This is a genomic window from Aquicoccus porphyridii, from assembly GCF_008369105.1.
GTDB lineage: Bacteria > Pseudomonadota > Alphaproteobacteria > Rhodobacterales > Rhodobacteraceae > Aquicoccus > Aquicoccus porphyridii.
Genome location: NZ_VINQ01000004.1, coordinates 92872 through 111863 on the forward strand (window position 1 = coordinate 92872; position 18992 = coordinate 111863).

The following is an 18992-nucleotide window of genomic DNA, read 5'->3' on the forward strand; positions in this document are numbered from 1 at the left end:
TGGATCAAGGAAACACATCAAAACTCACGCATATGTTCTCCGGAACAAGCAAGAGACATGCCCATGGACCTGATCCCCCTCGTCGAGCGCATCGGTGAAAGCCCGACAGCCGCCCTGTTCGGGCTGATCACGGGGATCGTTTTCGGGGTTGCCGCACAACGATCGCGGTTTTGCCTGCGTGCGGCGGCAGTCGAATTTGCCCGTGGCTTGATGCAGGACAAGGTGGCGGTGTGGCTTTTGACGTTTTCGACCGCCCTTGTCTGGGTGCAGGGGGCGAAACTCCTGGGCCTGATGCGCAGTGACGAGGCCCGGATGATGGCCGTCACGGGAAGCTGGTCGGGCGCAATCATCGGTGGATTGCTGTTCGGCGTGGGCATGGTGCTGGCCCGGGGCTGTTCGGGGCGGCTTCTGGTGCTGGCAGCGACCGGAAACCTGCGTTCGGTCGTCTCGGGGCTGGTCTTTGCAGTGGTGGCACAGATGTCGCTTGCGGGGTGGCTTGCGCCGCTGCGCGATTATCTCGCCACGCTCTGGACCACCGAAGGCGGGCGCAACCTCGATCTTCTGGTCTTCTTTGGAGTCCCGCAAAATACCGGTCTGGTGCTCGGTCTCTTAACGGCCGCCCTCGCGCTTTATATCTCCTATCGTCACCGGATCGGGTTTTCGCGCCTCGTCTTTGCCTCGGGCGTGGGGTTTGCCGTTGCATTGGGTTGGGTTCTGACTTTCTCGCTCAGCCAGATCGCATTCGATCCCGTACCGATCGAAAGTGCCACCTTCTCAGGGCCTTCCGCGAATACGTTGATGTTCTTTCTCGACCGGAACGCGGTGCTGGAATTCGACATCGGACTGGTACCGGGGGTGGTCCTCGGCTCGTTTCTGGCGGCGATCTTGACCCGCGAGTTCCGGTTTCAGGGGTTTTCCGACGAATCCAGCATGCGCCGGTCGATGTTCGGCGCGGTGTTGATGGGCTTTGGCGCGATGCTGGCCGGAGGCTGTGCCATCGGGGCGGGCGTGACCGGCGGGTCGATCTTTGCGGGCACGGCCTGGCTTGCGCTTTTCTGCATGTGGGTGGGCGCGATGCTGACTGATATCATCGTCGATCAGCCCCGGGTGGCCGCCACCGCCTGAGTCCAAACGAACCGCGTCAATAGAAACTCTGCGGGTCGATATCGACGGTCAGGCGCAGGTTCGGCCCTTGTTTGAGCTGTGCGATCCACGCGGCCACCGCCTGTTGCAGCGCAGCGCCCTTTGCGGCCTTGACCAGAAGCCGCACCCGATGACGCCCGCGGATACGCGCCACGGGCGCGGGTGCGGGGCCAAACACCTGCGCCCCGATCCGGCGCAGATGGGCATCGTTGCGGGCCAGTTCAGCCCCTGCGTCAAAGGCCTCCTGCATGTCAGGCGAAGACAGGATGATCCCGGCCATGCGGCCATAGGGCGGCACCCCCGCATGGCGGCGCTCTTCGGCCTCGGCGCGCCAGAACGCCTCCTCGTCCCCCGCCAGAATGGCGCGGATCACCGGGTGTTCCGGCTGATAGGTCTGCAATAACGCCTCGCCCGGCCTGTCGGCCCGCCCGGCCCGGCCCGAAACCTGCCGCATCAATTGGAATGTGCGTTCCGCGGCGCGCAAATCCGAGCCCTGGAGCCCAAGATCAGCGTCGATTACCCCCACAAGGGTCAGCAGGGGAAAATTGTGCCCCTTGGCAACAAGTTGAGTGCCGATGACAATATCAGCTCCACCTTCGGCAATCTCGCGGATACGTTCTTTCAGTGCGCGGGCCGAGCCGAACAGATCGGATGACAGGGTCGCAACCCGCGCGTCCGGAAACAACTCGCTCGCTTCTTCCTGCAATCGCTCGACCCCGGGGCCAACCGGGGCAAGCCGATCCTCGCCCCCGCAAGCGGGGCAGACATCGGGCATGGGCTTTGTCTCACCGCATTGGTGACAGACCAGTCGCTTGAGAAAGCGGTGTTCAACCATGCGCGCATCGCAATGGTCACAACCGATCTGGTGCCCACAAGCCCGGCAGATCGTCACCGGCGCGTAACCGCGACGGTTAAGGAACAAAAGCGATTGTTCGCCGCGTTCGATCCGCTCTCGCACCGCCCCGGCAAGACGCGGGGAAATCCAGCGGTTGGAGGGCAGATCGGCGCCGCGCATGTCGATGGCACGCATCTCGGGCAGCACGGACTCGCCAAAGCGGCTGGTCAGTTCCAGCTTGGCATATTTGCCCGCTTGCGCATTGGCCCAACTTTCGAGACTGGGCGTGGCAGAGGCCAGCACCACCTGCGCACCGCAGATCGACGCGCGCAGCACGGCCATGTCGCGAGCATTGTAAAGCGCGCCATCCTCTTGCTTGTAAGAGGTGTCATGCTCTTCATCGACAACGATCAACCCCAGATCAAGGAACGGTAGAAAGAGCGCCGAACGCGCCCCCACGACGAGTTGCGCCCCCCCCTGCCCGACCATTTTCCATGTCCGGCGACGTTCGGTCATGGTGACGCCTGAATGCCATTCCGCCGATTTCGCGCCGAACCGTTCCTCGACCCGGGCCATGAATTCGGCGCTGAGCGCGATCTCGGGCAGCAGGACGAGCGCCTGACGCCGCTGACGAAAACACTCGGCCACCGCTTCGAGATAGACCTCGGTCTTGCCCGACCCAGTGATCCCGCGCAAAAGCGTCGTGCCATAGGCGCCCGACCGGATGCCGTGGCGCAGGTGCTCGGCAGCGGTGCTCTGATCCTCGGTCAGGGTTTTGCTGGTGCGGTCTTCATCGAGCAGCGGAAAGGGCAGATCGCGCGGGCTGTCCTCTTCGCGCACAGCACCCTGTTTGACCAGCCCCTTGACCACCGAGGGGGTGACCCCTGCCGCCTCGCTCAACTCCTTGAGTGTAAAAGACAAACCGCCATACTCCTGCAACGCAGAGAGCACCCGGCGGCGGGCATCGGTCATCCGGTCGGGTGTTACGTCGCCCGGGCGATAGACCTTGCGCATCGAGGGTGGATCGCCCAGCCCCGGCGCGCGGGTGGCGAGCCGCAGCATCGCGGGCAGCGGCGTCAGGGTGTAATCCGCCGCACGTTCGAGAAACATCTGCATTTCCGCGCGCATCGGCGCCACGTCCAGCACCCGGATCACCGAGCGAATCTTCGAGCGGTCGAAATCGCCCCGCCCGCGCGCCCAGACCACGCCCGGAACCTTGCGCGGACCAAGCGGCACCTCGACGAAGGCGCCCAGATGACAGCCTCCTTCCGGCGCCTTGTAATCCAGCAGCCGGTCGAGCGGCTGTGTCGTCAGCACCGCAACCAGATCTCCCTCGTCAAAAAAGTCCTGTCGGCCCATGGCCACTCCGGGTTAGGGGTTTCGAGAGCTATTCGTATCGGGTAAATCGGCTCGAGACAAAACCCAACCTTTACCGGGGCAGATGCCATGAAATTCTTTGTTGATACCGCCGAGATCGACGCGATTGCGGAACTGAACGATCTGGGCATGGCCGACGGGGTGACGACCAACCCCTCGCTTATCATGAAATCAGGGCGTGATATCCTTGAAGTCACGAAAGAAATTGCCGACCTGATCGATGGCCCGGTAAGTGCCGAAGTGGTTGCAACCGAGGCCGAGGCGATGATTGCCGAGGGTCGCAAACTGGCAAAGATCGCCGACAACATCACGATCAAGGTGCCGCTGACATGGGACGGGCTCAAGGCGTGCAAGGTGCTGAGCACGGAGGGCCACATGGTCAACGTGACCCTGTGTTTCAGCGTCAACCAGGCGCTTCTGGCGGCCAAGGCCGGCGCCAGCTTCATCAGCCCGTTCATCGGGCGCCTGGATGATATCAATCTCGACGGGATGGAACTGATCGCCGATATCCGGCAGGTCTATGACAATTTCGGCTTCGAGACCGAGATCCTTGCCGCGTCGATCCGCAGCGTGAATCATATCGCCGATTGCGCCCGGATCGGGGCCGATGTGATCACCGCGCCGCCCGATGTGATCAAGGCGATGGTCCATCACCCGCTGACCGACAAGGGCCTTGCCGCCTTTATGGCGGATTGGAAAAAAACGGGGCAGAAAATCCTGTAAAGGCATGTTATAAAGGCCGAAATATATATAGAGGACACAATGAGCAGCAAGCCCCGGATGGAGGACACCCTTCGCGAGAAAATCATCACGGATCCGGATTTCATTCTTGAAGATCAGGATGTTATGCATGCTTTGATCGCGGCGAACGAACGCGCAATGGGTGGCAATATCGTTGACCTTCGGGGGATCGCGATGGAGCGGCTCGAGGCGCGTCTCGACCGGTTGGAAGATACGCACCGCTCGGTCATCGCCGCCGCCTATGAGAACCTTGCGGGCACCAACCAGGTGCATCGGGCGATCCTTCGGATGCTCGATCCGCTGGAGTTCGAGGTGTTCCTGCGGGATCTCGGGGGCGAAGTCGCCGATATCCTGCGAGTCGATTCCATCAAGCTGGTGCTTGAATCGGTTCAGAATGACGAGGACCCGGTGGTGCAACGACTGGGCGACGTGCTGTCGGTGGCCGAACCGGGATATATCGACCATTACCTCACGGTCGGGCGTGACGCGCCGGTGCGGCAGGTGACGTTGCGACAGGTCAACGAGGGCAATGACACGATTTTCGGCGAGATGGCGGGCTGGATTCGCTCCGAAGCCTGCTTGAAACTCGATTTCGGCGAGGGCCGTTTGCCCGGCATGCTGATCATGGGATCGGAAGACCCGCACCAGTTCACTCCACAGCAAGGCACTGATCTTCTTTCATTTTTCGCAGGCGTGTTCGAACGAGCGATGCGCCGCTGGCTGGCATGAGCCTGATTTCACCCGCCGCCCGCGCAGCACTCGAGGCGTGGCTTGCCGGACAAAAGGCGCTCAGGGGGGCTTCGGAAAACACCGTTGACGCCTATGCGCGCGACGTGACCGGTTTCCTGGCCTTCATCACCGAGCACAAGGGCGAGGCGCAGGGGATCAAGCCGCTGATGAAGCTGAGCGTGTCGGACATGCGAAGCTGGATGGCGTTCACCCGTGGGCAAGGGATCGGCCCGCGCTCGATGGCGCGGAAGCTGTCGGCGGTGAAGAGCTTTCTGCGCTGGTTGTCCGAACGCGAGGGCGCCGAAATTTCGGCGGTTCTTGCCGCGCGCGCCCCAAGATTCCAGAATAAACTGCCACGCCCACTCGCCGAGGACGCGGCGCGCACGATGATCGACACGATCGAGCTTCAGTCGCTGAAGGCGTGGGTCGCGACGCGCGACATGGCTGTTCTGACCCTCCTTTACGGCTGCGGGTTGCGGATTTCCGAGGCGCTGGGGCTGGATGGGCGGGATGCGCCTTTGCCCGATGTCCTGCGGATTGTGGGCAAGGGAGGTAAAGAAAGGGTTATCCCGGTGATCCCTGCCGCGCGCGACGCCGTGGCACGCTATCTCGACCTGTGTCCATGGCCGAAAGAGCCGGGCGCCCCCTTGTTCCGCGGGGTGCGCGGTGGCAGGTTGGCGCCCCGGGCGGTGCAGAAAACCATGGCGCGGGCCCGGATGCAGCTGGGCCTTCCGGCAAGTGCGACGCCGCATGCCATGCGCCACAGTTTCGCCACGCACCTGCTGAGCGCGGGCGGAGATTTGCGCGCCATACAGGAGCTGCTGGGCCATGCTTCGCTTTCAACGACACAGACCTATACGAGTGTCGACCAGGCCCGGCTGATGGAGGTTTACGACAAGGCCCATCCCAAGGCGGGCTGAGTATCGGGAAGTGTAACATGTCAAACCATTTCAAAGCTTTATCCGTTCATCTTCTGACCGCGACCGGCGCGGTTTTCGCGATGCTGGCGATGTTGGCCGCGGCGGGGCACAACTGGGACCTGATGTTCCTGTGGCTGGTGGTGGCCTTTGCGGTCGACGGGATCGACGGGCCGTTGGCGCGCAAATACCATGTCAAGCAACACGCGGACGAGTTCGACGGGGTGCTTTTGGACCTGATTATCGACTATCTGACCTATGTGTTCATTCCGGCCTATGCGCTGTTTGAATCGGGCCTGCTCGGGGGGTGGACCGGCTGGGCGGCGATCATCGTGATCACCTATACCTCGGCCTTGTATTTCTCAGATACACGTATGAAAACAAAGGATAATTCCTTTTCCGGGTTTCCCGGGTGCTGGAACATGCTGGCGATCGTGATCTTTGCGCTGGAACCCAATTTCTGGGTCAGTCTCACGCTGATCGTCATCCTGGCGGCGAGCATGTTCACGTCGCTCAAATTCGTTCACCCGGTGCGCACCAAGAGATGGAAAAATCTAACGTTGCCAATGGCTTTTGCATGGACCTTCTTTGCCGGGTGGGCGGCTTGGGTGGATTTCGATCCCGAAAGCTGGGCCAGTTGGGGGCTGATCCTGACCAGTGTTTACCTGCTGTTCGCAGGGATTGCGCAGCAAATCATTCCCGAGCGCAGCGTCCCGCAGGGTTAACGCGCGTTTTCTCGCCGAAATCGGGGGGGTGACTCCCGGCTGCCATCCGGCTGTCGCCCGGCTGCCGGGCAAATGCGGTGGCGGATGGGCGAAATCCGGTTAACGCGGCGCGCGGTGTGGCCTCAGATCAACAGGCCCGCAGCCCCTTCATGGCGCAGGAGCCAGACCTTGGTTTCGATACCACCACCGCCGGAATATCCGCCCAGACCACCCGCCGCGAGAACCCGGTGGCACGGGATGATCACGGGGATGGGATTACCGCCGCAGGCCTGACCCACCGCCTGCGCCGGGTGATCGAGGTCGCGGGCGATGTCGCCATAGGTCCGGGTCTCGCCCGGGGGAATGGCCAGCATCGCGTCGCAGACGGCACGTTGGAACTCCGACCCCTCGACCCGCAGCGGCAACTCAAAACGGTTACGGGTGCCGTCGAAATAGGCGGCAAGCTGTGCCCGCGCCTCGGTCAGGAGCGGGGTTTCATCGGTTCCGCCCGCTCCCCATGTCACGGCCGTGATCACGCCCGCGGTTTCGGTAACGGTGAGCGGGCCGGTGGGCGTATCAAGCGTGAGTCGCGGCATGGGAGGATGATGTCAGCAAAGTCGACGGTCGGGAAGGTGGGTTGAAACCCCACCCTGCCCGTCCGAACGGATCACCCCAGCGCCGCGTTGCAGCGCCCGCAGACGCCGGGATGGCTGTGCAGGCCCACATCGGGCAGGATCTTCCAGCAGCGCCCGCATTTCTGCCCCTCGGCCTTTTCGAAGACCACGCCCACGCCTTCGACCTCGGGCAGGCGGAACGCCTCTTGCGGGAGCGGATCGGCGGTGAGCGAGATGGCCGAGGTGATGCAGAGATCGGCGAAATCGACCGATTTCAGCGCCGTCAGCATCTCGGCGTCGCGCACATGCACCACCGGGGCCGCTTCGAGCGAAGCGCCGATCACCTTTTCGGCGCGCTGCACTTCGAGCGCCGCCGTCACCACGCGACGTGCGCGGCGGATCATCGCCCATTTCGCCGCCAGCGGCTCGTCGAGCCAGTCGGCGGGCGTTTCGGGGATGTCCTGCAAATGCACCGAGCCGTCATCGCCGGGGAAACGCGAGAGCCAGACATCCTCCATCGTGAAGACGAGGATCGGCGCGAGCCACGTCGTCAGGCGGTGGAACAGGATGTCGAGCACCGTGCGCGCGGCGCGGGCGCGGTGGCTGTCGCCGTCGCAATAGAGCACGTCCTTGCGGATGTCGAAATAGAAGGCCGAGAGGTCCACCGTGCAGAAATTGAAGATGGCCGAGAACACGTCCTGGAAATCGAACGCGCGGTAGCCGGTACGCACCTTGTGATCGAGCCCGGCCAGACGGTGCAGCACCCAAGCCTCAAGCTCGGGCATGTCCTCGGGGGCGACGCGCTGTGACTCGTCGAACTGGGCGAGGCTGCCCAGCATGAAGCGCATGGTGTTGCGCAACCGGCGATAGCTGTCGGCGACGCCCTTGAGGATTTCCGGGCCGATCCGCTGGTCGGCGGTGTAATCGGTCTGGGCCACCCAGAGGCGCAGGATGTCGGCGCCATATTGCTTGACCACCTCGTCGGGCACGATGGTGTTGCCCAGGCTTTTGGACATCTTGTTGCCCTTGGCGTCGAGGGTGAAGCCATGCGTCACCACGTTGCGATAGGGCGCGCGGCCCATCGTGCCGCAGGCCTGAAGCATCGAGGAATGGAACCAGCCGCGATGCTGGTCGGTGCCCTCCATATAGACATCGGCGATGCCGTCGGGGGTGCCGTCGGGGCGGTCGCGCAAGACGAAGGCGTGGGTCGAGCCGCTGTCGAACCAGACGTCGAGCACGTCGAACACCTGTTCCCACTCATCGGGGGTGTAGTCGGGCGCGAGGAACCGGTCCTTGGCACCCTCTTTATACCACGCATCCGCGCCCTCGGCCTCGAAGGCGTCGACGATGCGCTTGTTCACCGTCTCGTCCCGCAAAAGGAAATCGGCGTCCGTGGGCAGCGCGCCCTTCTTGACGAAACAGGTGAGCGGCACGCCCCATGCGCGTTGCCGTGACAACACCCAGTCGGGGCGCGTCTCGATCATCGAATAGAGCCGGTTGCGCCCCGATTGGGGGGTGAATTTCACCAGATCGTTGATCGAGGTGAGCGCGCGGCTGCGGATGGTTTCGCCGTGGGTGTTGTCGCCGCCCGCCGGCCTGTCGATGGCGGCGAACCATTGCGGCGTGTTGCGATAGATCACCGGCGCCTTGGAGCGCCAGGAATGGGGATAGCTGTGCTTGATCTTGCCGCGCGCCAGAAGGCCGCCGACCTCGACCAGCTTGTCGATCACGGTCTTGTTGGCGTCGCCTTCCTTGCCCTTTTCAGTGAGGATGCGTTTGCCGCCGAAGAACGGCAGATCGGGGCGGAAGCTGCCATCGTCCATCACGTTATAGGTGATGACCTGTTCGAGCATGCCGAGATCGCGGTAAAGCTCGTATTCCTCCATCCCGTGGCTCGGCGCGCAATGGACGAAGCCGGTGCCTTCCTCGTCGGTGACGAAATCGGCCGCGCGGAAATCACGGGGATCGTCCCATTCACCGTTCGAGCCTTCGGCATGGGCGAGCGGATGCAGGAGGGAAAGGCCCGACAACTCGTCGGCGGTGACGTCGCGCAGGCGTTTCCACATGCCATCGGTCAGTCGCGCGCGGCTGAGCGTGTCATGGGCCAGGTTGTCGGCGAGGATGAAGCGGTCGCCGGGCGCGGTCCAGCATTCTTCGGGCGTGTCGGTGACTTCGTAAAGGCCATAGGGGATGTCCGCGCCATAGACCACCGCCTTGTTCGAGGGGATGGTCCAGGGGGTGGTGGTCCAGATCACGACGGAGGCGCCCAGAAGATCGGTGTCGATACAGGCGCTTTTCTCCGCAAAATGATCGGCACCGGCGACGCGGAACTTCACCCAGACGGTAAAACTCTCCTTGTCGTGATACTCGACCTCGGCCTCGGCCAGCGCGGTTTTCTCGATCGGCGACCACATCACCGGTTTGGAGCCTTGATAGAGCGTGCCGTTCATCAGGAATTTCTGGAACTCCTCGGCGATCACCGCCTCGGCGTGGAAATCCATGGTGAGATAGGGATCGGCCCAGTTGCCGGTGATGCCGAGGCGCTTGAACTCCTCGCGCTGGATGTCGATCCAGTCTTCGGCGAAGCTGCGGCATTCCTGGCGGAAGGCGACGACATCGACCTTGTCCTTGTCGAGCCCCTTGGCGCGGTATTGTTCCTCGATCTTCCATTCGATGGGCAGGCCGTGGCAATCCCAGCCGGGGACATAGCGTGAATCGTGGCCCATCATCTGGTGGCTGCGCACGATCATGTCCTTGATCGTCTTGTTGAGCGCGTGGCCGATATGCAGGTGGCCGTTGGCATAGGGCGGGCCGTCATGCAGCACGAAATCGGGGCGGTCGGATTTCTCGCGCAGGCGGTCGTAGATGCCGATCCGCTCCCACCGGGCGAGCCATTCGGGTTCGCGCTTGGGCAGGCCCGCGCGCATCGGGAAATCGGTTTGCGGCAGGTTGAGCGTGTCTTTGTAATCCGGGGTCTGTGCGGGGGTCTTGTCGGCCATGACCGTGGTCTCACTTTGAATTCGAGGAATGGAAGGATTCGAGATCGGCGCGCTGTGTCATGCGCCTTTGCCCGGCGGCCCGCTGGATCAGGGCGCCGGGGAAATAATTCGGATAATGATCGCGAAACCTGTCATCTTGCCCGGCGTTATAGGCGCGGTTGCGGGCATGGTCCAGTGTCTGCGCACCCTCTTTCGGCTGTCACCCCGGGGCGATAGGCTGACCGGGACGCGGAAAGGAAATGCCATGGCGACACTGCCCCCGAGATTCGATGTGACCCGCGACGAGATCGCGCGTGTGGTCGCGGGATTCTATGCCCGCATCCGGGCGCATCCCGGGTTGGGGCCGGTCTTTGCCGCGCATGTCGGTGACTGGCCCGCGCATGAAGCGCGGATCGTGGATTTCTGGGCCAATGCGATCCTGCATGAACGGGTTTACGACGGCAATCCGGTAGCGGTGCATCGCGCGGCAGGCGATGTGCGCCCCGGCATGTTCGACACCTGGCTGGCGCTCTTCGACCGGGTGCTGGCAGAGGAGCTGCGCGCGGATCAGGCGGCGGCGTGGTCGGCGCTGGCCCATCGCATCGGGCGGTCGCTGCGTGCGGGCGTGGTCGAGCGGATGCAGGGCCCGGGGGGTGTGCCGATCCTGCGATAGGGTAACCGGGGCGCATCGCGTTTCATCGAGTTTCCTCGCGCCACGAACAGCGGCGAAGCCGCCCGGGCAGCACACGGCCGCCCCCCGGCCGGGTGCTTTTGATAGGATGCGCGCCGCTTCGAGCGGGGGAGACGTTGCAAGATAAACTGCTCTGCGCCGATGGTGTGAGCACCCGACTGCGGCCCTGTGCTGCCCTTTCGTCCGGCGTCTCCGGAATTGGTTGAATCCGGTCAGAAACGACACGCAATAGGATCTGACCGCGACGTTTATGCCTCGCCCTTGCCCTTGCCGCCGTCGAACAGCCCGCGGAGCGACCGCCCGACCAGGGCCGAGACCGAGGGACGCCGAGTCGTGGCAAAGGGCAGCGGGCGGCAGACCTCGATCGCGGCCACCCCCACCCGGGCGGTGAGCGCGCCGTTGACCACGCCTTCGCCAAATCGGCGCGACAGCTTGCTCAGAAGCCCGCCGCCCGCGAGGCTGCCCAGCATGTCATCGCCCACCGCGACCGCCCCCGTGGCCACCAGGTGAGTGAGCACCGCGCGCACGAGTCGCCAGCTTCCCAGTGTGCCGGATCGGCCGCCATAGATCTCGGCGATGCGGCGGATCATGCGGATATTGGCGGTGAGCGCCGCCGCCACATCGGCCAGCGCCAGCGGCACAAGCGCGGTGACCATGGCGACCTGCCGCGCGGCGGCCTCGACCTCGCGCAGGGCGCGGGCATCGAGCGGGGTCATCAACTCGGCCTCGGCCAGCCCCAGAAGCGTGCCCGCATCAAACTGGTCGGGCGCGCGCTCGGCCAGCCGCTCGCGCCCCCATCTGAGTGCATCGCGCCCGGCATAGAGCGCGTCGAGTTGCGCCAGCACATCGCGGGCGGCGGCAAGATCATCGCGCGCCAGCGCCTCGGTGGCGGCGCGGTGGATGAGGTCCATCCGCTTGAGCCTTGAAAAAGCGGCCAATTCGCGCAGGGCGATGATCAACAGGACGGTCACGAATGCCGCCACAAGCGCCGTGACCGCCCAGCCGAGTATCGGCGACCGGGCGATCAGGTCGGTGACGAAATCCCATGCCGCGACCGAAACCACCGTGGTGAGGATCAGCCCGGCCAGCCCCCAGAACCAGCGCGCCAACCGCGAGGGTCGCGCCGTGGCCAGAGCCGCGACCGATTGCATCGCGCGGCCCTCGGGCGGGGCCTCGTCGGGCACGGGCGGGGCCTCGGACGGGCCACTTTCGGGCGGCTCTTCAAGGTCGATCAGGACGGGGCCGTTGGTCATGGCGCATTCCTTTCCCAGATCATCTGCACATCGGGCAGGCCATCGTCATTGCCCAGCCCGTTCGAGAACCGCGCGGGATAAAAGCCGTGGCGCACATAAAAGGCACGGGCGGTGACATTGTCCTGCCCGGTCCAGAGTTCAAGCCGCGACGCGCATGTCTGTGCCTCGGCCAAAAGCCGCGAGCCGATGCCCTGCCGCCGGGCCCGGGGGTGGGTATAGAGCGCATGGATACGCGCGCCATCGCGGATGATGAACCCGCGCGTGCCCGCCACCCGCGCGGGCAGCACATGCACCTTGCCCGCACGCACCAGCCGCGCCAGCAGTATCAGCTCCGACAACCGCGCCCACGCACCCTTGCCCGCGCCGGTGTCGAGCCAGAGAATCCGGGCAATCGCGCCCAGATGCCAGAGCCGTGCCGGGCCGGGCCTCGCACCAGTGCCGTTCACAACCGATCCCCGATCAGGAAGTCCGCCGCCCGGTCGAGCCGGATATGGGGCGGCCCGTCACCGGGTTTGAGGCTGAGCGGCGCGGGGGCGAACTGCATCACCGAGTAATCCGCATCGAGCCATTTCTGCGCGCCCTCCCGCGCCGGGGCCAAGAGCCGGCCCGGGTCTTCGGGCAGATCGCCCGCGAAGAACGCCGCCTGTTTGCCGGTGTCGAGCCGCCGCCCGCGCACGCAGTCCAGTTCGCGCCCGTCATGGGTGCGGGTTTCCTCGACCGTGGCGCGCAGTGACGCGATCGACATGGCCCGGGTCTCGGCCCCGGCGAAATCGGCGCGATCCACCGCCTCGCGCAGCATCGCCTGCATGATCGCGGTCAGGCGCGGGTGCTGGGCATGGTGCAGGTGGTCGGCCTTGGTCGCGGCAAAGAGGATGCGCTCGACCCGGCGGCCCATCAGCAACCGGCTGAGAAAGGCGTTGCGGCCCGGGCGGAAGGCGCCGAGGATCTCGGCCATCGCGTGGCGCATGTCATCGACCGATTGCGGCCCCTTGTGGATCGCGCCCAGCGCATCGACCAGCACCACCTGCCGGTCGATCCGGGCGAAATGATCGCGGAAGAAGGGTTTGACGATGCGCGCCTTGTAGGCGTCAAAGCGCCGCTCGAAGGCGCGCCAGAGGCTGCCGCGCGGAGCGCGGTCGGCGCGCGGCATGGGCGCGAATGTCAGCGCCGGACTGCCCGCCAGATCGCCGGGCAGAAGGAAGCGCCCCGGCGTGCAATCATGGAATCCGGCGTCGCGCGCGGCCCCAAGATATTGGGTATAGCTGCGGGCCAGCGCCTGTGCCTGTGCCTCGTCAAGCGGGGCGGTGGCATCGGTGGCGCCGGCCTGTGCGAGGAACTCGGCCGCCTGTGCCCGCCCCTCGATTCGCGACAGCACGGACGCGGACCATTCGGCATAATCCTTGTCGAGAAGCGCCAGATCGAGCAGCCATTCACCCGGGTAATCGACAATGTCGAGATGCACCGTGCGCGGCCCCGAAAGCCCCGACAGGAGGCCCGCGGGCTGCACCCTGAGCGACAAGCGCAATTCGGAAATGGCGCGGGTGCTGTCGGGCCAGTGCGGTGCGGAGCCGGTGAGGGCCGCAAGATGGGTCTCGTAGTCGAAGCGCGGCACGGTATCGTCGGGCTGGGGTTGCAGGAAACCGGCGCGAATGCGGCCCTGCGCCTGTGCCGCCAGCCCCGGCATCCGCCCCCGGTCCATCAGGTTGGCGATGAGCGAGGTGATGAACACGGTCTTGCCCGCCCGGGCCAGCCCGGTCACGCCCAGACGGATCACCGGTTCGAAGAATGCCTCGGAGACCGCGCCGCCCACCGTTTCGACCCGGCGCGCGATGCCATCTGCCAGCGAAGAAATGACCACGTGGGCGCCCCTTTTGTCCTGCCTCCGCGTAAAGATAACCCCCGACCGGCACAGTTGCTAGGGGGGAGAACCCGCCGGGTTTTCCCCGCCCTTGCCGGGCGCGCGCGCCGCCGCTATGGGAAGGCATGCCCAGATACGCGCTCAGGATCGAATATCACGGCGGCCCCTTCGCCGGATGGCAGCGACAGGCCGATCAGCCCTCGGTGCAGGGCGTGATCGAGGCCGCGCTGGCCCGGCTCGAGCCGCGCGCGCACAGCATCGCCGCGGCGGGGCGCACCGATGCGGGCGTGCATGCGCTGGCCCAGGTGGCGCATTGCGATCTCGGCAAGGACTGGGCGCCGTTTCGCCTTGCCGAGGCGCTGAACTATCATCTCAGACCGCATCCCGTGGCGATCATCGAGGCCGCCCGGGTCGATGACGACTGGCACGCGCGGTTTTCGGCGATGGAACGGCGGTATCTGTTTCGGCTGCTGGTGCGGCGTGCACCGGCCACCCATGACCGGGGGCTGGTCTGGCAGGTGCGCCAGGCGCTTGACCTCGAAGCGATGCGGACGGGCGCCGCGCACCTCGTCGGGCGGCACGATTTCACCACCTTCCGCGCGGTTCATTGCCAGGCGGCCAGCCCGGTCAAGACGCTCGACGAGATCACCATCGAAGAGCGCGACCGCGCCAATGGCGTGGAATACCGTTTCCACCTGCGCGCGCGGTCCTTCCTGCACAACCAGGTCCGCTCGATCGTCGGAACACTGGAACGGGTGGGCGCAGGGGCATGGGCGCCCGACGACGTGCGCACCGCCCTCGCGGCCCGAAACCGCGCCGCGTGCGGGCCGGTCTGCCCGCCGGGCGGGCTTTACCTGGCCGGGGTGGGATATCCTGACGATCCGTTTACGGGTTGAGAGGACAGGAGCGGGGGCCAGCCCCCGCACCCCCGAGGTATTTTCAGCCAGATGAAGCAACCATTGATTAACCCTGACGGTTTAACCTCGTTTATGCGATACAGGCTGAGGAGCCGATGACCGCGTCAGGTGAAGGCCCCCCGTTCACGGACGGGGGGCTGGACCGCAGGGGCCCTTGGTCTTCATCTGACTGGAAATACCTCGGGGGGAGGGTGACAAAATGCCTTGGCATTTTTCACCTTGGGGGGCTGGCCCCCCCCCAACGCCGGCGCTTCAGGCCGAGCGCGACAGTCGGTCTTCGAGCACCTCGAACGGCACGCCCGGATCGTCCTTGGCGCCGCGGATCACCAGCGAGGTTTTCACGCTGGCCACGTTCTCGGCGGCGGTGAGTTGCTCGGTCAGGAAGTTCTGGAAGGTCGAGAGATCGGGCGCCACGCATTTGAGGATGAAATCCACCTCGCCATTCAGCATGTGGCATTCGCGCACGAGTGGCCAAGCGCGGCAGCGTTCCTCGAACCGGCTCAGATCGGCCTCGGCCTGGCTTTGCAATCCGACCATGGCAAAAACCTGCACCTCGAAACCCAGTTCGCGCGGATCGACATCGGCGTGATAACCGCGAATGAACCCCTGCTCTTCGAGCGTGCGCACCCGGCGCAGGCAGGGCGGTGCGGAAATGCCGACACGCTTGGCCAGTTCGACATTGGTCATGCGGCCATCGGCCTGCAGCTCGGCGAGGATCTTGCGGTCGATGGGATCAAGGCGCGGGCTTGGCATGACAGGATATCTCCGATGGAATTGCGGATGTTATAGCACCGCCCGTCGCACACGCAATAATGTTTCGCAAAACCGCAATTTCCTTATCCGACAGACCTTGGACACCGAAAGCTTCGGTCATTTCTCGACCGGGGGTTTTCTGTTCCGGGCGGCTTGGCTATATCGCGTTGACTGAATGCAAATCTGGCCTGGGGACGAACATGGCTGAGACACGACACACACGGGTTCTGATCATCGGGTCGGGGCCAGCGGGATACACCGCCGGCGTCTATGCCAGCCGCGCGATGCTGGAGCCGATACTGGTGCAGGGGATCGAACCGGGCGGGCAGTTGACCACCACCACCGAGGTCGAGAACTGGCCCGGCGACACCGAGGTGCAGGGCCCCGAATTGATGGTGCGGATGGAGGCCCATGCAAAGGCCATGGGCTGTGAGATCATCGGCGATATCATCACCGATCTCGACCTGTCGGAGCGCCCGTTCACCGCGAAAGGCGACAGCGGCACCAGCTATACCGCCGACGCGGTGATTCTCGCCACCGGGGCGCGGGCCAAGTGGCTGGGCCTGGCGAGCGAAGAGGCGTTCAAGGGCTTTGGCGTTTCGGCCTGTGCCACCTGTGACGGGTTCTTCTATCGCGGGCAGGAGATCGTCGTGATCGGTGGCGGCAACACGGCGGTGGAAGAGGCGCTGTTCCTGACCAATTTCGCCTCGAAGGTGACGCTGGTCCATCGCCGCGACGAGCTGCGCGCCGAAAAGATCCTTCAGGACCGGCTGTTCAAGCATCCCAAGATCGAGCCGCTGTGGTTCCACACACTTGACGAGGTGGTGGGCGAGGACGACCCCAAGGGCGTCGAGGCGGTGCGCGTGAAACATGTGGAAACCGGTGAAATCACCGAGATCCCCTGCAAGGGCGTGTTCATCGCCATCGGTCACGCCCCGGCCAGCGAATTGGTCAAGGACCAGCTTGAGACGCATATGGGCGGTTACGTGAAGGTCGAAGCGGGCTCGACCCGAACCTCGACCCCCGGGGTTTTCGCGGCGGGCGACCTGACCGATCATATCTATCGTCAGGCCGTCACCAGCGCCGGGATGGGCTGCATGGCCGCGCTCGATGCCGAGAAGTTCCTCGCCGAGCAGGACGACTGAGTCAGCCGCGCACGGCACCGCCGACACGAAAGCACCGACGCCCCGCCCCGACAGGCGCGGGCGTCTTGCGTTGCAGATGGGCCACGGCGGTCGATTTCTCTCATTCGTCGCCGCATATCGCTTGGCTGTTCGTGCGGAATGCTAGATATGTTCAACCGTGAACACTCTTTTGGATCGCCCGCGATGATCGCCGCCGACGCGAAAACCAATCTGGCAGAGGAAGACCTGCTCTTCCGGCTTCTGCGCCAACTTGACCTGGCGCCGGACGCATCGCAGCGGGCGATCGCGGCGGCACTGGGTATCTCGCTTGGTCGCTTGAACGCACAGTTGCGATCCGCCGCCGAGGCGGGCCTGATCAAGATCAGCGAACGGCCCGGGCCGGATCGACGCCAGCGCTTCGCCTATGCGCTGACATCGCGCGGCGGGGCCGAGAAAAACCGCCTTGCCGACCAGTTTCTCGCGCGGAAATTCGCGGAATATGATGCGCTTCACGCCGAATTGACCGGAACAACGAGCGGCCTTGCCCCCCTCAAATACAGGACAAAACTCATGCAGAACAACCTTGCGCCCATCCCCGAGCTTTACGTGTCGTATGACAGTGCGCAGAAACTCAAACTCGAAGCGGGCGATCTGATCAGCCATGACCTGACATCACGCCAGATCTGCGATCTGGAACTGTTGATGAACGGCGGGTTCAATCCGCTCAAGGGGTTCCTTTCGCAAGAGGATTATGATGGCGTTGTCGAGAATATGCGGCTGGCCGATGGCACGCTCTGGCCGATGCCGATCACGCTCGATGTGAGCGAAGATTTCGCCGAGAACATCGATCTGGGCCAGGATATTGCGCTGCGCGACCAAGAGGGTGTGATCCTTGCGACGATGACGGTGACCGACCGCTGGACGCCCGACAAGGCGCGCGAGGCCGAGAAGGTGTTCGGCGCCGATGACGTGGCGCACCCGGCGGTGAACTACCTGCATAACGTGGCGGGCAAGGTTTACCTCGGGGGGCCGGTCACCGGCATCCAGCAGCCGGTGCATTACGATTTCCGCGGTCGTCGCGACACGCCCAACGAGTTGCGGGCCCTGTTTCGCAAGCTGGGCTGGCGCCGCGTGGTGGCGTTCCAGACCCGCAACCCGCTGCACCGGGCGCACCAGGAACTGACCTTCCGCGCCGCCAAGGAAGCACAGGCCAACCTGCTCATTCACCCGGTCGTGGGCATGACCAAGCCGGGCGATGTCGACCACTTTACCCGGGTGCGCTGTTACGAGGCGGTGATTGACAAATACCCCGGCTCGACCACCACGATGAGCCTTTTGAACCTTGCCATGCGCATGGCCGGGCCGCGCGAGGCCGTCTGGCACGGGATCATCCGCAAGAACCACGGCTGCACCCATTTCATCGTGGGTCGCGATCATGCCGGTCCCGGCAAGAACAGCGCGGGCGAGGATTTTTACGGCCCCTACGAGGCACAGGACCTGTTCCGCCAGTATCAGGACGAAATCGGCATCGAGATGGTCGATTTCAAACACATGGTCTATGTGCAGGAGCGCGCGCAATACGAGGCGGTCGACGAGATCGAGGACAAGGACAACGTGACCATCCTCAACATCTCGGGCACCGAGTTGCGCCGGCGTTTGCGCGAGGGGCTAGAAATCCCGGACTGGTTCTCGTTTTCCGAGGTGGTGAGCGAGCTGCGCCGGCGTTTCCCGCCGCGCTCGAAACAGGGTTTCACCGTGTTTTTCACCGGGTTCTCGGGTTCGGGCAAATCGACCATCGCCAACGCGCTCATGATCAAGCTGATGGAGATGGGCGACCGCCCGGTGACGCTTCTGGACGGCGATATCGTGCGCAAGAACCTGTCATCGGAGCTTGGCTTCTCGAAGGAACACCGCGATCTCAATATCCGCCGCATCGGCTATGTCGCCAGCGAGATCACCAAGAATGGCGGCATCGCGATCTGTGCGCCGATCGCGCCCTATGCCGCCACGCGGCGTGCGGTGCGTGAAGAGATCGAACAGTTCGGCGCGTTCATCGAGGTGCATGTCGCCACCTCGATCGAGGAATGCGAACGGCGCGACCGCAAAGGGCTTTACAAGCTGGCGCGGGAAGGAAAGATCAAGGAATTCACGGGGATATCCGATCCCTATGACGTGCCGGACGATCCCGAACTGCGGGTCGAGACCGAGAATGTCGAGGTGGACAACTGTGCCCACCAGGTGATTCTCAAGCTCGAGTCGATGGGGCTCATCGCCGGATAAGGCGCCTAGGGGAAAAAGCGAATCGCCAATGCCTTGAGAGCGCGAAGCGCGGTCACGGTGTTGGCGATTCAGCCTTTG

16 protein-coding genes are annotated in these 18992 nt (G+C 64.3%); 9 read left to right on the forward strand and 7 right to left on the reverse strand.

Annotated features, from left to right (window positions below):
* Positions 1-63 precede the first annotated feature (63 nt).
* Positions 64-1125: a YeeE/YedE family protein gene (locus tag FLO80_RS07595; protein WP_111365270.1), complete on the forward strand. Its 1062-nt coding sequence runs from the start codon at positions 64-66 to the stop codon at positions 1123-1125.
* A 16-nt stretch (positions 1126-1141) separates the two neighbouring features.
* On the opposite strand, the gene FLO80_RS07600 is transcribed toward FLO80_RS07595, so the two are convergent.
* The gene (locus tag FLO80_RS07600; protein ID WP_111365272.1) at positions 1142-3337 is read right to left on the reverse strand and encodes a primosomal protein N'; all 2196 of its coding nucleotides are present in this window, start codon (positions 3335-3337) and stop codon (positions 1142-1144) included.
* An 87-nt stretch (positions 3338-3424) separates the two neighbouring features.
* Between FLO80_RS07600 and fsa the strand changes: the two genes are divergently transcribed.
* From fsa to FLO80_RS07620, 4 genes are read left to right on the forward strand one after another with little or no spacing between them, the layout of a single operon-like run.
* Positions 3425-4078: a fructose-6-phosphate aldolase gene (gene fsa, locus FLO80_RS07605; protein WP_111365274.1), complete on the forward strand. Its 654-nt coding sequence runs from the start codon at positions 3425-3427 to the stop codon at positions 4076-4078.
* Between the two features lie 39 nt (positions 4079-4117).
* Positions 4118-4825 carry a DUF484 family protein gene (locus FLO80_RS07610; protein WP_111365276.1) on the forward strand — a complete coding sequence of 236 codons (708 nt, stop codon included), beginning with the start codon at positions 4118-4120 and terminating at the stop codon, positions 4823-4825.
* Positions 4822-5745, forward strand: coding sequence for a tyrosine recombinase XerC (locus tag FLO80_RS07615; RefSeq protein WP_111365279.1), 924 nt, complete (start codon positions 4822-4824; stop codon positions 5743-5745). Before FLO80_RS07610 ends, FLO80_RS07615 begins: the two co-directional genes overlap by 4 nt.
* A gap of 17 nt (positions 5746-5762) precedes the next feature.
* Complete coding sequence (locus FLO80_RS07620; RefSeq protein ID WP_111365282.1) at positions 5763-6467, forward strand: CDP-alcohol phosphatidyltransferase family protein; 705 nt, start codon at positions 5763-5765, stop codon at positions 6465-6467.
* 122 nt (positions 6468-6589) lie between these two features.
* Here FLO80_RS07620 and FLO80_RS07625 read toward each other — a convergent pair whose 3' ends face one another.
* Positions 6590-7042, reverse strand: coding sequence for a methylated-DNA--[protein]-cysteine S-methyltransferase (locus tag FLO80_RS07625; protein ID WP_111365285.1), 453 nt, complete (start codon positions 7040-7042; stop codon positions 6590-6592).
* 71 nt (positions 7043-7113) lie between these two features.
* Positions 7114-10059 carry an isoleucine--tRNA ligase gene (gene ileS, locus FLO80_RS07630; RefSeq protein WP_111365288.1) on the reverse strand — a complete coding sequence of 982 codons (2946 nt, stop codon included), beginning with the start codon at positions 10057-10059 and terminating at the stop codon, positions 7114-7116.
* A gap of 244 nt (positions 10060-10303) precedes the next feature.
* Here ileS and FLO80_RS07635 point away from each other — a divergent pair, with 244 nt between their 5' ends.
* A complete protein-coding gene (locus FLO80_RS07635) occupies positions 10304-10711 on the forward strand; it encodes a group III truncated hemoglobin (RefSeq protein ID WP_111365713.1) in 408 nt (135 codons plus the stop codon).
* Between the two features lie 266 nt (positions 10712-10977).
* Here FLO80_RS07635 and FLO80_RS07640 read toward each other — a convergent pair whose 3' ends face one another.
* From FLO80_RS07640 to FLO80_RS07650, 3 genes are read right to left on the reverse strand one after another with little or no spacing between them, the layout of a single operon-like run.
* Positions 10978-11982, reverse strand: a complete 1005-nt coding sequence (locus FLO80_RS07640) for a YcjF family protein (protein ID WP_111365291.1) — start codon at positions 11980-11982, stop codon at positions 10978-10980.
* Positions 11979-12428 carry a GNAT family N-acetyltransferase gene (locus FLO80_RS07645; protein ID WP_111365294.1) on the reverse strand — a complete coding sequence of 150 codons (450 nt, stop codon included), beginning with the start codon at positions 12426-12428 and terminating at the stop codon, positions 11979-11981. Before FLO80_RS07645 ends, FLO80_RS07640 begins: the two co-directional genes overlap by 4 nt.
* Positions 12425-13840: a YcjX family GTP-binding protein gene (locus FLO80_RS07650; RefSeq protein ID WP_111365297.1), complete on the reverse strand. Its 1416-nt coding sequence runs from the start codon at positions 13838-13840 to the stop codon at positions 12425-12427. The genes FLO80_RS07645 and FLO80_RS07650 overlap by 4 nt, the downstream gene beginning before the upstream one ends.
* 125 nt (positions 13841-13965) lie before the next feature.
* Between FLO80_RS07650 and truA the strand changes: the two genes are divergently transcribed.
* Entirely contained in the window at positions 13966-14736 is a 771-nt protein-coding gene (gene truA, locus FLO80_RS07655) for a tRNA pseudouridine(38-40) synthase TruA (RefSeq protein WP_111365300.1), read from the forward strand.
* Between the two features lie 273 nt (positions 14737-15009).
* Here truA and FLO80_RS07660 read toward each other — a convergent pair whose 3' ends face one another.
* Positions 15010-15510: an Lrp/AsnC family transcriptional regulator gene (locus FLO80_RS07660; protein ID WP_111365302.1), complete on the reverse strand. Its 501-nt coding sequence runs from the start codon at positions 15508-15510 to the stop codon at positions 15010-15012.
* Positions 15511-15710: 200 nt separating this feature from the next.
* On the opposite strand from FLO80_RS07660, the gene trxB reads away from it, so the two are divergent.
* Together trxB and FLO80_RS07670 are read left to right on the forward strand one after the other, a co-directional pair.
* Positions 15711-16655 carry a thioredoxin-disulfide reductase gene (trxB, locus tag FLO80_RS07665; RefSeq protein ID WP_111365305.1) on the forward strand — a complete coding sequence of 315 codons (945 nt, stop codon included), beginning with the start codon at positions 15711-15713 and terminating at the stop codon, positions 16653-16655.
* A gap of 183 nt (positions 16656-16838) precedes the next feature.
* Complete coding sequence (locus tag FLO80_RS07670) at positions 16839-18914, forward strand: bifunctional sulfate adenylyltransferase/adenylylsulfate kinase (RefSeq protein ID WP_111365715.1); 2076 nt, start codon at positions 16839-16841, stop codon at positions 18912-18914.
* Positions 18915-18992 lie beyond the last annotated feature (78 nt).